This is a genomic window from Halorubrum sp. Atlit-28R (assembly GCF_003665955.1).
Lineage (GTDB): Archaea > Halobacteriota > Halobacteria > Halobacteriales > Haloferacaceae > Halorubrum > Halorubrum tropicale.
The window spans coordinates 12,919-25,703 of record NZ_QPLS01000002.1; the positions used below are offsets into that span (position 1 = coordinate 12,919).

At 71.7% G+C, this 12,785-nt stretch carries 14 protein-coding genes; 2 read left to right on the plus strand and 12 right to left on the minus strand.

Features of this window, described 5'->3' with window-relative positions; genetic code table 11:
* Nucleotides 1-13 precede the first annotated feature (13 nt).
* Nucleotides 14-1,375: an MFS transporter gene (locus tag DVK06_RS03605; protein WP_121599322.1), complete on the plus strand. Its 1,362-nt coding sequence runs from the start codon at nt 14-16 to the stop codon at nt 1,373-1,375.
* 8 nt (nt 1,376-1,383) lie between these two features.
* On the opposite strand, the gene DVK06_RS03610 is transcribed toward DVK06_RS03605, so the two are convergent.
* Together DVK06_RS03610 and DVK06_RS03615 are read right to left on the minus strand one after the other, a co-directional pair.
* A complete protein-coding gene (locus tag DVK06_RS03610; RefSeq protein ID WP_121599323.1) occupies nt 1,384-2,490 on the minus strand; it encodes a radical SAM protein in 1,107 nt (368 codons plus the stop codon).
* A 143-nt stretch (nt 2,491-2,633) separates the two neighbouring features.
* Nucleotides 2,634-2,984, minus strand: a complete 351-nt coding sequence (locus tag DVK06_RS03615) for a DUF2249 domain-containing protein (RefSeq protein ID WP_233561607.1) — start codon at nt 2,982-2,984, stop codon at nt 2,634-2,636.
* Nucleotides 2,985-3,027: 43 nt separating this feature from the next.
* Between DVK06_RS03615 and DVK06_RS03620 the strand changes: the two genes are divergently transcribed.
* Nucleotides 3,028-3,768 carry a helix-turn-helix domain-containing protein gene (locus DVK06_RS03620; protein WP_121599325.1) on the plus strand — a complete coding sequence of 247 codons (741 nt, stop codon included), beginning with the start codon at nt 3,028-3,030 and terminating at the stop codon, nt 3,766-3,768.
* A gap of 55 nt (nt 3,769-3,823) precedes the next feature.
* On the opposite strand, the gene DVK06_RS03625 is transcribed toward DVK06_RS03620, so the two are convergent.
* The 10 genes from DVK06_RS03625 to DVK06_RS03670 form a co-directional block, all read right to left on the minus strand.
* Nucleotides 3,824-4,024, minus strand: coding sequence for a hypothetical protein (locus tag DVK06_RS03625; protein WP_121599326.1), 201 nt, complete (start codon nt 4,022-4,024; stop codon nt 3,824-3,826).
* Between the two features lie 69 nt (nt 4,025-4,093).
* Nucleotides 4,094-5,083, minus strand: a complete 990-nt coding sequence (locus DVK06_RS03630) for an ABC transporter permease (protein ID WP_121599327.1) — start codon at nt 5,081-5,083, stop codon at nt 4,094-4,096.
* Nucleotides 5,080-5,895, minus strand: a complete 816-nt coding sequence (locus DVK06_RS03635) for an ABC transporter ATP-binding protein (protein WP_121599328.1) — start codon at nt 5,893-5,895, stop codon at nt 5,080-5,082. Before DVK06_RS03635 ends, DVK06_RS03630 begins: the two co-directional genes overlap by 4 nt.
* A complete protein-coding gene (gene nosD, locus DVK06_RS03640; protein ID WP_121599597.1) occupies nt 5,892-7,358 on the minus strand; it encodes a nitrous oxide reductase family maturation protein NosD in 1,467 nt (488 codons plus the stop codon). Before nosD ends, DVK06_RS03635 begins: the two co-directional genes overlap by 4 nt.
* Complete coding sequence (locus tag DVK06_RS03645) at nt 7,348-8,100, minus strand: hypothetical protein (protein ID WP_121599329.1); 753 nt, start codon at nt 8,098-8,100, stop codon at nt 7,348-7,350. The genes nosD and DVK06_RS03645 overlap by 11 nt, the downstream gene beginning before the upstream one ends.
* Nucleotides 8,101-8,104: 4 nt before the next feature.
* Nucleotides 8,105-10,024 carry a TAT-dependent nitrous-oxide reductase gene (nosZ, locus tag DVK06_RS03650; protein ID WP_121599330.1) on the minus strand — a complete coding sequence of 640 codons (1,920 nt, stop codon included), beginning with the start codon at nt 10,022-10,024 and terminating at the stop codon, nt 8,105-8,107.
* 233 nt (nt 10,025-10,257) lie between these two features.
* Entirely contained in the window at nt 10,258-10,821 is a 564-nt protein-coding gene (locus DVK06_RS03655) for a halocyanin domain-containing protein (protein WP_121599331.1), read from the minus strand.
* Between the two features lie 130 nt (nt 10,822-10,951).
* Nucleotides 10,952-11,494: a DUF2249 domain-containing protein gene (locus DVK06_RS03660; protein WP_121599332.1), complete on the minus strand. Its 543-nt coding sequence runs from the start codon at nt 11,492-11,494 to the stop codon at nt 10,952-10,954.
* Nucleotides 11,495-11,587: 93 nt separating this feature from the next.
* The gene (locus tag DVK06_RS03665; RefSeq protein ID WP_121599598.1) at nt 11,588-12,307 is read right to left on the minus strand and encodes an alpha/beta hydrolase; all 720 of its coding nucleotides are present in this window, start codon (nt 12,305-12,307) and stop codon (nt 11,588-11,590) included.
* Nucleotides 12,304-12,735, minus strand: coding sequence for a VOC family protein (locus DVK06_RS03670; RefSeq protein WP_394345486.1), 432 nt, complete (start codon nt 12,733-12,735; stop codon nt 12,304-12,306). Before DVK06_RS03670 ends, DVK06_RS03665 begins: the two co-directional genes overlap by 4 nt.
* Nucleotides 12,736-12,785 lie beyond the last annotated feature (50 nt).

Sequence of the window (12,785 nt, forward strand, 5' to 3'; positions counted from 1 at the left end):
GGAGGGGCCACTCGTGACCGACGACGCGGCGGCCGACGCCGAGCGGTCCGGTGCGCTCGACGCGTTCCGCCGGTTCTTCGCGCTAGAGCGGGACGTGCTCGTCCTGTCGGTCGCGATGTTCGCGTTCAGTCTCGGCTTCCAGATGACGAACCGATTCCTCCCGGAATACATGGTCGCGCTCGGGGCCTCGGGGTTCGTCGTGGGGCTCTTCGGAACCTTCGGTAACGTCATCTCGGCGCTGTACCCGTACCCCGGGGGCGCGGTCTCCGACCGAATCGGGTCGCGGTACGCGCTGACCGTCTTCGGGCTGCTGTCGACCCTGGGCTTCGTCGTCTGGCTGGTCGCTCCGGCGATCGGCCCGGTCGACGTGGCCGGGGTGGTCGTCGAGCCGTGGATCTGGGTCTTCGTCGGCCTCGTCCTCGCGCAGGCGTGGAAGTCGTTCGGCCTCGGGGCGACGTTCGCGGTGGTCAAGCAGGCGACGGCCCCTTCACGGCTGGCCGCCGGGTTCGCCAGCACGGAGACGTTCCGGCGGACGGCGTTCCTGATCGGCCCGGTGCTGGCCGCCGTCCTCATCGGCCTGCGCGCGGAGTTCACCGTCAGCTTCCGGTACGTCCTCGCGGTCGGAGTGGCGTTCGGCGTCCTCGGAACCGCCGTCCAACACGTCCTCTACGACGCGAGCGGCGACTCCATCGGCGACTCGTTCGCCGGGCTCGACCGGATCCGACGAGACCTGCGGGAGATGCCGGCGCCGCTGCGGCCGCTGCTCGTCGGCGACACGCTCGTGCGGTTCGCGAACGGGATGGTGTACGTGTTCTTCGTGCTCGTCGTCACGCAGTTCTTCCAGGTCGGCCTCGACACCACCGTCGCGCTCGGCGGGTTCTCGTACGACGTGGACCTCTCGCCGCAGGCGTTCTTCGGCTACCTGCTCGGCGTCGAGATGCTCGTCGCGCTGCTGATCATGGTCCCGGCCTCGAAGCTCGCGGAGCGCGTCGGGCTCAAGCCGGTCGTCGCGGTCGGCTTCGCCGTCTACGCCGTCTTCCCCGTCGTGCTGATCTACGCGCCGGCGCTCGCGGGGTCGGCGCTGCCCCTGTCGGCGGTGATGGTCGCGGTCTTCGCGTTCTCCGGGCTCCGGTTCGCGGGGCTGCCGTCGCACAAGGCGCTGATCGTCGGCCCGGCGGAGAGCGGGTCCGGCGGCCGCGTCACCGGGACGTACTACCTCCTCCGGAACGCGATAGTCATCCCGAGCGCCGCGGTCGGCGGGTACCTGTGGGACTTCGTCAGCCCGGAGGTCGCGTTCACGGTCGCGGCGGTCATCGGCGTCGCCGGTACCGGCTACTTCCTCGCGTTCGGGCAGGAGTTCGAAGCGTACGCCTGACCCTGAACTCAGTCGGCCGGCTCGGGACGCTCGCCGTCGTCGCCAGTGCGCTGCCGCTCCGGGAGCGGCCCGTCGTAGCCCTCGGGGACGTACGGGCAGAGGGGATCGCTGCCCGTCGGGTCGCCGGTCGCTGCGTACGCCCGCGAGCGACTCCCGCCGCAGACGTGGCGGTACTCGCAGGCGCCGCACTTCCCCGAGAAGCCGTCCGGGTCGCGGAGCGACTCGAAGAGGTCGGCGTTCCGGTACGCGTCGACCACCGAGCGATCGCGGACGTTGCCAGCGGACTCCGGGAGGAAGCCGGACGGGTACACCTCGCCGGTGTGGCTCACGAAGGCGAAGCCGCGCCCGGCCGTGATTCCGCCGCGCCGCTGCGCGGAGCCGTCCGCGTCGCCTCCGTCCGCCCGCTGAATCCCCACTCGACGGTAAAACGGCGCCTCGGTCGTCTTGACGCCGAACCGTTCCTCGTCGGACACCTCGTGGAGCCACGCCATCACGTCCTCGGCGCGCCCGGGGTCGATCGGGTCGAGGACGCGGCCGCGACCCACCGGGACGAGGAAGAAGACGCTCCAGAGGACGGCGCCCAGGTCGCGGACGCGGTCGCGGATCGCGGGGAGGTCGTCGACGGTGTCCGCGCAGACCGTGGTGTTGACCTGGAGCGGGATCCCGGCGTCGCGGGCGGCGCGCGCGGCCTCGACCGTGTCCGCGAAGCTCTCCTCGCCGCGGAACGCGTCGTGGCGCTCGCGGGTCGGGCCGTCGAGACTGAGCGCCATCCGCGCGATCCCGGCGTCGGCGAGGTCGCGGACGCGCTCCGGTGTGAGTGACCGCGTCCCGCTCGGCGTGATCGTCATCCGGAGGCCCAGGTCGTCCCCGTACGAGACCAGCTCCGTGAGGTCGTCGCGCGCGAGCGGGTCGCCGCCGGAGAGGACGACCAGCTGCCCGTCGCCGAACGCGGCGGCGTCCTCAAGGAGTCGCTTCCCCTCCGCGGTCGTCAGCTCGTCGGGGTGCCGCTGTGGTCTCGCGTCGGCGCGGCAGTGCCGACACGCGAGCCCGCAGGCCTGCGTGACCTCCCAGACGAGGACCAGCGGCCGCCGGTCGGTGTCGAGGTCGTCGAACATCTGTCGGGATCGGATACGGTCCCGATCCGTTTGGGGCCGTTCCCGAACGTGTTCCCCCGCGCTCTCGGCGGGCGGAATCGGCGTCGCGTCCGGCGAGGGCAGCGCGCGCTCCGGAGACGGTAGTCGACACCGGCAGCGGCCGCTCAGGTCGCGGTCGCGTCGTCTTCGCCGGCCCGATCGTCCGAAAGACCCTTCTCGCGGTCGGTCGGCCATATCGCCGTGACGGTCGCCTCCGTCGCGTCCGTCTCGACCGCGGCGTAGGCGTACCCGCGGTCCTCTAAGCGCGGGAAGAGGAACTGCGGGCTCCGGTCGTTGTACTGTACCAGCACGTCGCCGCCGCCGAGCCTTTCGACGCGTTCGAGCGTCTCGCGCAGCGGCTTCGGCGGGCCGAGGTTTCGCACGTCGAGGACGACCGTCTCCCCCTCGGTCGGCGCCTCCGTCCGCTCGGCCACCGCCCGTTCGACCGCTGCTGAATCGCCGGGTTCGGCGCTCATGTGTCGATCGACGAACCTGATCCACGGGTCGTTTGTGGCGAACATGTTCCGGCGAGCGCGGAGCCGAAGGTACTTCCACCCCGGCGCCGAACGGGCGCGCATGGCACAGGCACGCCTCCGCGTGGACATCCCGGACGGCCCGTGGGTGGGCGACGTCTCGCGGGAGTTCCCGGACGCGCGGTTCCAGGTGATGACCGCGACCCCCGACGACGGCGCCGGGTTCGCGCTGGTCCGGATCACCGCCGACGACACCGACCCGATCCTCGACGCCGTCGACGACCACGACACGATCACCCACTCGTCGGTGATGGCAGAGGACGAGGGCATGGTGACCGTCCAGGTCGAGGCGCTCGTCCCGCTGCTCCAGACGGTCGCGCGGCGGGCCGGCGTCCCCATCGAGATGCCGGTCGAGATCCGCGACGGCGTCGCCCGCGTCGACGTGACGGGCGACCACGAGCGCGTGGCGGAGTTCGGCGACGCGCTCCGCGACGTGGGCGCCGACTTCGAGGTCGAGTACGTCCAACAGCGCGTGAACCCGGGCGGGTCGCTCACGGAGCGCCAGCGCGAGGTCCTCTTCGAGGCGGTCGACCGCGGCTACTACGACGTGCCGCGCGAGTGTACGCTCACCGAGGTGGCCGATCACGTCGGCATCGCGAAGTCCACGTGTAGCGAGGTGCTCCAGCGCGTCGAGCGCACCATCGTCCGGGAGTTCGTCGACGACCTCCCGCGGCGCCCGGTCGACTTCGAGTCGCCCGAGGACGACGGGATCGAGCGGATTCAGTGACCGGCTGACTTCGAGTTCCTTCCGGTCAGTCAGTGTCCTCCGGCTCGGTCCGGAATCACCCCGAGAATATCTGTACGATGACCACGATCACACTCACGATTCCGGTTGCGCGGGCAACGGTCGGTATCAAAGTCTCGTAGCCGCGGACCGCCACGGCGATGTCGCCGAGCGCCGCGACTCCGACTCCGAGCAGCAACACGACGCTCAATAGGAGACGGCGGATCGATTCGAGTTGTTCGTCCGCTTCGGAGGGCATCGTGGTCAATTCCAGCCGTGGGTCGGAAAGTTCCACCGGAGTGGAGAATTACGGGCCGACCGACGCTCCTCAGAGCCGCCGCCGGCGGACGAGCACGCCCGCGGCCGCGACCGGGACGACGCACCACGCGACGAGCGACGCCGCCAGCGCGGCCGCCGACAGCCCGCTCCCGGCGAGGACGGCGGTGAAGCCGCCGCCCGCGGTCGTGCCGAGCCCCGACAACACGAGCACCCGGAACGCGCTCACCGGGTTCGACAGGACCAGCGCCGACAGCGCGGCGTCGGGGAGTTCCGCGGCCGCCACGACGCCGAGCGCGAGCAGGTCGTGGCCCAGCACGAACCACACCCACGCGAGCAGCGCCGCGCCGAGCGCGTGGGTCTTCTCGCGGGCGACGGTCGACAGCAGCAGCGCGAGCGCGAGGAACGCGGCGCCGGCGCCGACGGCGCCACCGAGGAACCCGAGGAACGCGGGCAATTCGGCGACCCCGAACTCGCGGACGATCAGGGCGCCGCTGAAGCCGAAGCCGAGGAGCGTCGCGCCGGCCAGCACCGCCAGCCGCCCGAGGTACGTCCCGGCGACGACTTCGCTCCGCCGGACCGGCAGCGAGAACACGACCGCGAGCCACCCCTCGTCCTCGCGGCCCACGATCGCGTCGTAGCCCAAGGCGAGCGCCGCGAGCGGGACGAGGTACGCGGCGAGGCTCGTCAGCGACGCGACGACGCGCTCGGCGCCCGCCGGTCCGACGGCGGAGCCGCTGAACGTCAGCATCACCCCGCCGAACACGACGAACAGCGCGGTCAGCGCGAGCGCCCACCGGCTCCGGACCGCCAGCCGGTACTCGGTGACCGCGACGACGAAGACGTGACGCAGCGCCCCGCGGACGCCGTCGTTCGCCTCCGTCTCTGTCGCCGCGACGGTCGCCGTCGACGCCGACGAGTCGTCGGACTCGACGTCCGCGTCGGCGTCGAACGCCCCAACGGCGGCCGCCGCGTCCGCGTGCCCGCCGTCCGGACGGGTCTCGGCGTCGCCCTCCTCGGCCCGCTTCGTCGGGTCGCTCATGGCGCCACCTCCTCGGCATCGGTCGCGGCGCGGCGCGCCGCGTCGTCGCCGACCGCCCGGCGGAACGCCGCGCGGAGCCCGCCGGCGTCCCGGCCGGTCTCGCAAGTCGCTCCCGCGTCGGTCGCGGCCGGCGCCGCCTCGCTCACCCCCGCGGCGAGCTCATCGACGGGCCCCGACGCGCGGACCCGTCCGTCGTGGAGGACGGCGACGCGGTCGCAGAGCCGCTCGGCCTCTCCCAGCACGTGCGAGCAGAACACGACCGTCGCGTCCGTCTCCCTCGTTATCTCCTCGACGATGGCGTGGAACTCGTCGACGCCGCGGGGGTCGAGCCCCGCCGTCGGCTCGTCGAGGATCAGCACGTCGGGGTCGGGCAACAGCACCGTCGCCAAGCCGAGCCGGCGCTGCATGCCGTTCGAGTAGCCCGAGACCCGGCGGTCGGCCTCGTCCGCGGTCAGCCCGACCCGCGCTATCGCCTCGGCGGTCCGGCCGTCCGTCGGGAGGCCGCGCGTCGCCCGGTGGACGCCGAGGACCTCGCGGCCGGTGAGCCCGTCCGGGAACCCGACGTGCTCGGGGAGGTAGCCGACGCGCTCGCGGATCCGCCGCCCGTCCTCGGTCACGTCGGTGCCGCCGACGCTGACGGTCCCGGCGTCCGGCCGGTCGTGGCCGACGAGCAGCCGGAACAGCGTCGACTTACCGGCCCCGTTGGTGCCGATGATCCCGAACGTCGAGCCGCTCGGGACCGACAGCGAGAGCCCGTCGAGGGCGGTCACGTCCCCGTACGCCTTCCGCACGTCGGTCGCGTCGATTCTCATGGTGTGTCCTCCGTGTCGGCGGTTCGGTTCGCGGCGCGGGCCTCGCCGGTCGGCTCGTAGGCGCGCCAGTCGTGGTTCGGCTCGACGAGGGGGCGGCGGTCGACGACGCCCGGCGTCTCGATCACCGGGAAGGAGCTCTCGGCCAGCCGCACCGCCTCGAACGCCGGGCTGTTCGCGAACACGGCCGCCTGCGGCGTCTCGTCCACGAGGTTCTCGACGATCCCGATCGGTCGGTGGCGGATCTCGCTGACGCCGTCGCCGTCGCGGTCGGCCGTCCGCGCGCCCGACCAGTAGTTGCCCCGCTCGGTGCCGTTCCAGGCGATGAGCGAGTTCCGCGCCGTCTTGGCCGCCCGACCGTTGCGGACGAAGCTGTTGCCCGCGACGACCGCGTTGTTGCTCACAGCAGCGCTGTGGATCCCGATCCCGTTCCGGTAGATCAGGTTGTCGACGAGCCGGTTCCCCTGCGCGTTGTAGAGGTAGAGCCCGTTCCGGTTCGCGACGAGGCGGTTGCCGGCGATCGCCGAGTCCTCGATGTCCTTCGCCAGTATCCCGTGGCCGCTGCCGCCGTCGTTGCGTAGGGCCGTGTTGTTCCGGACGGTCAGCCCCTCGCTCACCATCAGCGCGTAGCCGACGCCGTTGTCGGCCGCGACGTTGTCCACGAGGCGGTTGTCGTCCGAGTACATGTAGTGGACGCCGTACCGCGTGTGGCGGATCGTGTTGTTCTCGGCGAGCACGTCCGTCGCCCATGAGAAATATATGCCGTCGCGGGTGCGCGTGATCTCGGTGTCGCGGACGACGGTCCCGCGCGTCTCGAACAGGTGGATCCCGTTGCCGCGGTCGGTGACCGGGTACACGTCCTCCCGGCCGTCGATCCGCACGTCCTCGATGACGGCCTCGTCGGCGCCGTCGACCCAGATCCCGTACGCCGTGTCGGCGATCCGGACCGACTCGATCCGGGCGCGGTCGCCCGCGACGAAGACGCCGGCGTCCTCGGTGCCGAGGTCGCTCCCGGAGCCGCGGACCCACACGCCGGAGAGGGTAACGTTCTCGCCGCTCAGGGTGAGCACGCGCCCCTCGCCGCCGCCGTCGATCACGGCGCCGTCCGCGCTCGCGACGAGTCGCAGGCCGTCGACGCTCGCGTTGACGCGCTCGTCGAACCGGCCGTCGAGGACGACCGTCTCACCGGGGTCGGCGGCGTCGACCGCGGCCTGCGCCGACGCGAAGGACTCGCCGTCGACCGTCGCGGTCCCGTCGTGCTCGGGCGCGGTCACGCCCGTCGCGGCGAAGTCCGTGGCCACGTCGAGCCCGGGGGCGTCGGAGGCGTTCGACGGGGCGACCGGGGCGCTCGCGTCTGCGGCGCCGCCAGCGCCGGCGACCGGGAGCGCGACGCCGAGGGCGACCGCGACGGCGGCCGCGGCGCAGGCGGCCGCGAGGAAGCCGACTTCGAGGCGGTCACCCGACATGGTCGCCCCCGTCGACGTCGCGGTCTCGGTCGGCGGCCGCTCCCCCACCGACGCGGTCGCGGACCGCTCCGGGGAGCGCGCGGGCGAGCGCCGGCAGTTCGTCCACGGTCGCCTCGATGTCGCGCGCGAGGTACGCGGTGGCGAGCAACAGGACCGCGAGGACGGTCATGTACCCGCCGGGGCCGAACCACGCGAAGCCGGAGATGTTCGCCACCTCGTACGGCCCCAGCAGCGGCGGCGTGAACGACTCGATGCCCCGGAGCGGCGCGTCCGGGTCCAGCGAGTGGCCGGCCTGGTAGAGCCGGTACTGGATGAACGCGAACATCCCGACGAAGACAGTGACCGTCCCGACGAGCTGGGCCGTGAGCCCGGCCTTCAGCTTGCGGGCCGTCGGCGCGAACGCGACGAACACCCCCGTGAGCGAGAGGGAGACGAACACGACCGGCCCGAGCAGCCACTCGGGCACGTCGATCGCGGCCTCGCTGACGGCGTAGTTCGGGTCGATGAACACCGGGTCGGGGTAGTGGAAGCCGGCGTACTTGTTGAGCCCCTGTACCTCGGCGAAGTCGCCGCCCAGGCGCGGGTACGCGTACAGCTCGATGAGCAGCTCCTGACCGGGGTACTGCGGCGCAGTCAGCGTGATCTTCCACACCGGGACCAGCAGCGCGCCGACGAGCAGCGCCGCCGCTGCCAGCGGGAGCGCGCGTCGGATCTCGGTCAGCCGCGTGAGCGACGAACTCATGGCGTCACTCCTCCGGTTTGACGATGAGCCGCGAGCGCATCTCTAAGTGCAACGCGCTGCAGAAGTGCGCGCAGTAGACCCAGTAGACACCGGGGTCGTCGGCGGTGAACGTCGCCTTACGCGTCTCCTGAGGCGCGACCCGCATGTGGACGTCGTGGTCGGGGATCGCCACCGAGTGTAGCATGTCGCTCGTGGTCTCGATGTTCGTCACCTGCATCTCCACCTCGTCGCCCTCCCGGACGACCATCTCCTGGAACCCGTAGTGGTTCCGGGTGGAGTACATCTCGATCTCCACGCGGTCCTCGGAGACGCGCTCCATCGTGGACTCGCCCTCGGCGGTGTGGCTGAGTTCGAGGTCCTCGGGGTCGTACACCTCCTTCGGGTCGATCTTCGACTTGTGGCAGATCGACGCGTCGTGCGGCTCGGCCTGCGCCGGCGAGTCCTTCACCAGCTCCATCCCGTTCTCGTCGTCGCCGATGTAGATCAGCTGGTCGTTCTCCGGGTGCTGCGGGCCGACCGGGAGGAACCGGTCCTTCGAGAGCTTGTTCAGCGAGACCAGCCAGTCGCCAGCCGGGTCCTCCGTGTACGACTCCGCGGCGATGAGGTGCCCGGGGTTGTAGTGGACGTCGATCTTCTCGATCACCGGGCTCTCGGAACGCGCCTCGGCCTCGACCGCCTCCTCGATGTCCCACTTGACGACCTGCGAGTCGATGAACAGCGTCGTGTACGCGTGGCCGCGGCCGTCGTAGGCGGTGTGGAGCGGGCCGAGGCCGAGCTTCGGCTGGCCGACGATGGCGTCGGTCGGGTCGTCGACCTCGTCGATCTTGTCGATGTCGATCACCGACGCCGTCGGGTCGAGCTTCCCGCTGACGATCACGTACTCGTTGTCCGGGGTGACGCTCACGCCGTGCGGGCTCTTCGGCGTCGGGATGTAGTGGACGATGGGCTCGTCGCCCTGGTTGAGCGGGCTGTCCTTCCGCCCGTCGACGACCGGGACCCCGTTCAGCATCTCGTAGTTGCCGGCCTCGACGGCAGCCTCGATCCGCGGGATGTCGAACGCCTTCACGTCGTCGCGGTCGGCCCGGGTCATCCCGGACTCGGTCGCGGCCTCCTCGGTGTTGTAGGCGCTCGTGAAGAAGTACCGGCCCTCCTTGCTCCCGTCCCCGTTGTCCATGTTGCCGTCGATGAGGACCTCCCACTCGACGTTCATGCTCTCGGGGTTGATCGCGGCGAGGACGGAGCCGTAGGAGTCGGGGTCTTCGAGGTTCCCGCTCCCGTCGTTGGGGACCGGCGTCCGGAACTCGCCGACGCCGAAGATGAGGTCGGTGTCCGGCAGCTGCGCGCAGGCGCCGTGGGTGCCCTGCTGGTTCGGGATGTTGACGATGGCGTCCGTCTCGAAGTACGTCAGGTCGATCCGGGCCATCCGCCCGTTCGCCTTGTCGTTGACGTACGCGAACCGGCCGTCGTAGTCGCCGTCGGTCTGACTGATCCGCGGGTGGTGGGTGTCGCCCCACGTGTACCCGCCGGCGTCTTCGAGCATCTGCTTGCTCTCGTCGTCGAAGCCGTAGCCGCGCGAGGCGTCCCGGTTGAACACCGGGATGCGGATGAGTTCGCGCATGGACGGGAGCCCGTAGACGCGGACGTCGCCGGCCTGCCCGCCGGAGAGCAGCGCGTAGTACTCGTCGTGTTCGCCCGGCGGTACGGAGTTGTCGACCCCGCTCGCCGAGGCCGTCCCCTGGACGTCGTCCTCGCTCAGGATGCTGGTACAGCCCGCCAGCCCGCTGAGGCCCCCCGCAGCGGCGCCTGCCTTCATGAAGTCGCGGCGACGGACGCCGGGGAGCATGGAGTCGAACCCGTCCGTCGAGTCGGTCGTCTGGTCGCCCGATTCCCCCGCGTCCGTGGACCGCTGTGTGTCGTTCGACATGGGTAGATCCGCGAGCGGCGATTCCCTCGCGACAGGCGGACGTTGCGGGGTTCGGTATATAGGTCGTCGAGCGGCTTGCTGTGCGGTTGGAAGCGCGCGAACACGTTCGGCGGACGCCGACCGCGTTCCGAGGACGTGAGAACGCGGTCGGTTCCCTGCTCGAAAGGTGTTTTCGAAAAAAAGGTGTCCGCGTCGCGTCGGCGTCCCGGGCGCGATTCAGCCGCACCGCGGCGTCACCGAACGACGACGGCGCCCTTCATGCCGACCGACGAGTGGGGGGTACACTCGTAGGTGAACGTTCCCGTCTCCTCGAAGGTGTACTCGAAGGTGTGGCCCTCCTCGGTGACCGTCTCGCTCTCGAACGCGCCCGAGTCGGCAGCGACGTTGTGGCCGCCGCCCTTTCCGGTCCACTCCCAGACGACGGTGGTCCCGGTGCTCACCGCCACGGCGGCCGGGCCGAAAGAGAGTCCGTCCCCCGCTCCGACCGAGACCGTAACCTCGTCCTGTCCGGTGGCGTCGACGGTCTGGTCGTAGTTGTTCGCGCCCTCTAACCAGCCGCCGTAGTCGGGCTCCTTGCTGAGGTACTGTGTGTCGCCGCCGTCGCCGCCGTCCCCGCCGTCACCGGAACTGCCGCCGGAGCCGTCGCTTCCGCCCGAGCCGTCGCTTCCGCCCGAGCCGCCGTCGCCGCCGTCGCCACCGTCGCTCCCGCCGGAACAGCCGGCGAGAAGGAGCGTCGCGCCCGCGGCGGTCGTGGCCTGTACGAATCGTCGCCGATCGAGTGTCGTGTCGTCCGTCATGTGGGTCTTCGTTCGCGGTCGGTAGTTGTAACGCCCTGCGCGCCGACTCGCCGTGCGGGAATTCCGACGAACATGTTCGGAGCGAACGTCGTCCGCTCCGGGGCGGTCGGTCATCGAAACCGCGCGTCGCCTACGCTTCCCCCCGCGGCGCCAGCACGATCAGCGCGGTGGCGTCCTCGCGCGCGATCGGCTTCACCGTCCGATCGCCCTCGAAGCGGAGCAGTTCGCCGGCCTCAACGCGGTGAGGCTCGCCGTCGAGCGCGACGTCGAAGGCGCCAGTCAGCGCGTTGAACAGCACCGTCCGGTCCGGGTGGTCGTGCTCCGCCGCCGATTCGCCGGCGTCCAGCGAGAGCCGAACCGTCTTCGGCTCCGCGCCGGGGAACGCCCGGGCGTGGGGTTCGCCGTCGAGGTCGGCGATCCGGACCGCCTCCGGCTCGGCTCCGCCTTCGGCCTTCAGCAGTTCCGCGACGAACCGCTCGGAACCCTCGCGCTCGACCGCGTACGCCTCGTCGTCGAACGCGGGGACCTCGGCCGACAGCTCGTAGTAGAGCGGCTTCGGGTCGTGGTCGTTGACGATCGTGAGCGACTCGCCCGGCTCCAGGTCGGCGAACGCCTCGTGGATCCGGTCGTGCCGCTCGTTCGGCGGAATCTCTCTGACGTCGAGTTCGGACATCGCTCGACCGTCGACGCCGCAGCCGCATGTCGGGCGGCGCGAACACGTTCGGGACCGACCGGGTCGCGCCGGGCGGTTCGACGGTGCGACGCCTCAGTCCTCGTCGAGCAGTCCCGCGATCCGCTCGCCGATCCGGTCCATCGTCGCGTCCGAGAGCCCGTGGCCGTCACCCGGGCCGATGCGGCACTCGACCGCCGCGCCGGCCCGCTCGAAGACGTGCGCGGTCGCTCGGACGCGCTCGGCGGGCACGTACGGGTCGTCCTCGCTGCTGTCGAGCGCGACGGGGGTCCCGGCGAGCGGTCCGCCGCCGTCGTCCCCGTCGTCACCGGTGCCGCCGCCCTCGGCGCCCTCGGTCGCTTCGAGCGCCCGCGAGTCGAGGTCGTCGCCCGGCAGGGCGGCCGAGACGACGAACGCACCCCCGTACCGGTCAGGTCGGCGGCGCAGGAACTCGGCGACGACCGCGCCGCCCTGCGAGACCCCGGCGAGGACGACGCGTTCAGGCGGGACGCCGGCGTCGCGCGAGATGTCGGCCGCGGCCGCGACGCAGTCGACCGCCGAAGTTAGTGCGGGCTCGTTGGCCGACAGCGCGGCCTCGTGCGGCGCCGGGAACCACGTCGACCGGACCGCGCCGGGCGCGAGGAGGGTCGCGCCCGAGCGGTAGAACTCGTCCGCGAGCCTGACGAGCCCCTCGGCGGTGCCGCCGCGGCCGTGGACCAGCACGACCGCGACCTCGGCGGCCGCGACGGGCGCGCCGCCGGTCACGAGCGTCGCGGCCGCGTGCGGCCCGTCGACGCCGCGAATCCGCCGGCTCATTCCTCCGCGGTCCCCGACTCGGGGTCGTCGAACCGCGGCAGCTGCGACTCGATCACCTCGCGGTCCTCCGCGAACCGCGAGGGGAGATAGAGCTCCGTCGCGTGCCCCGTCGCCGCCTCGACGCCGCGGTCGGCGAGCCGGTCGCGCCAGTAGCCGAGCGAGTCCGGCGGTACCGCGAAGGCGACGGTCTCGTAGCCGGGCTTCCCGATCCGCCCGGGGTCGGCGTTCGGGTCGGGGAAGACCGTGAAGGCGGAGCTCGGCGAGCCGGTCGCGTCGCATAAGTAGAGGTGGTACTGGAGGCGGTCCTCGCAGTTCACCGTCCGGCGGAGCAGGCGGAGGCCGAGCGTCTCGCCGTAGAAGTCGGCTGCGGCACCGGGGTCGCCGACGACCCCCGTGGCGTGGTGGAGCCCGGGGGTGTCAGAGAGCATGCGCCGGATCGGCGCCGCGCGGGAAAGTCCGTGTCGGTCGGGGCGACCGC

Coding starts and splice junctions, on each gene's coding strand:
- DVK06_RS03610 (WP_121599323.1), bottom strand. CDS start 2,490: ATGTTCGACGACCTCGACACCGACCGGCGGCCGCTGGTCCTCGTCTGG.
- DVK06_RS03615 (WP_233561607.1), bottom strand. CDS start 2,984: ATGAGCGCCGAACCCGGCGATTCAGCAGCGGTCGAACGGGCGGTGGCC.
- DVK06_RS03620 (WP_121599325.1), top strand. CDS start 3,028: ATGTTCCGGCGAGCGCGGAGCCGAAGGTACTTCCACCCCGGCGCCGAA.
- DVK06_RS03625 (WP_121599326.1), bottom strand. CDS start 4,024: ATGCCCTCCGAAGCGGACGAACAACTCGAATCGATCCGCCGTCTCCTA.
- DVK06_RS03630 (WP_121599327.1), bottom strand. CDS start 5,083: ATGAGCGACCCGACGAAGCGGGCCGAGGAGGGCGACGCCGAGACCCGT.
- DVK06_RS03635 (WP_121599328.1), bottom strand. CDS start 5,895: ATGAGAATCGACGCGACCGACGTGCGGAAGGCGTACGGGGACGTGACC.
- nosD (WP_121599597.1), bottom strand. CDS start 7,358: ATGTCGGGTGACCGCCTCGAAGTCGGCTTCCTCGCGGCCGCCTGCGCC.
- DVK06_RS03645 (WP_121599329.1), bottom strand. CDS start 8,100: ATGAGTTCGTCGCTCACGCGGCTGACCGAGATCCGACGCGCGCTCCCG.
- nosZ (WP_121599330.1), bottom strand. CDS start 10,024: ATGTCGAACGACACACAGCGGTCCACGGACGCGGGGGAATCGGGCGAC.
- DVK06_RS03655 (WP_121599331.1), bottom strand. CDS start 10,821: ATGACGGACGACACGACACTCGATCGGCGACGATTCGTACAGGCCACG.
- DVK06_RS03660 (WP_121599332.1), bottom strand. CDS start 11,494: ATGTCCGAACTCGACGTCAGAGAGATTCCGCCGAACGAGCGGCACGAC.
- DVK06_RS03665 (WP_121599598.1), bottom strand. CDS start 12,307: ATGAGCCGGCGGATTCGCGGCGTCGACGGGCCGCACGCGGCCGCGACG.
- DVK06_RS03670 (WP_394345486.1), bottom strand. CDS start 12,735: ATGCTCTCTGACACCCCCGGGCTCCACCACGCCACGGGGGTCGTCGGC.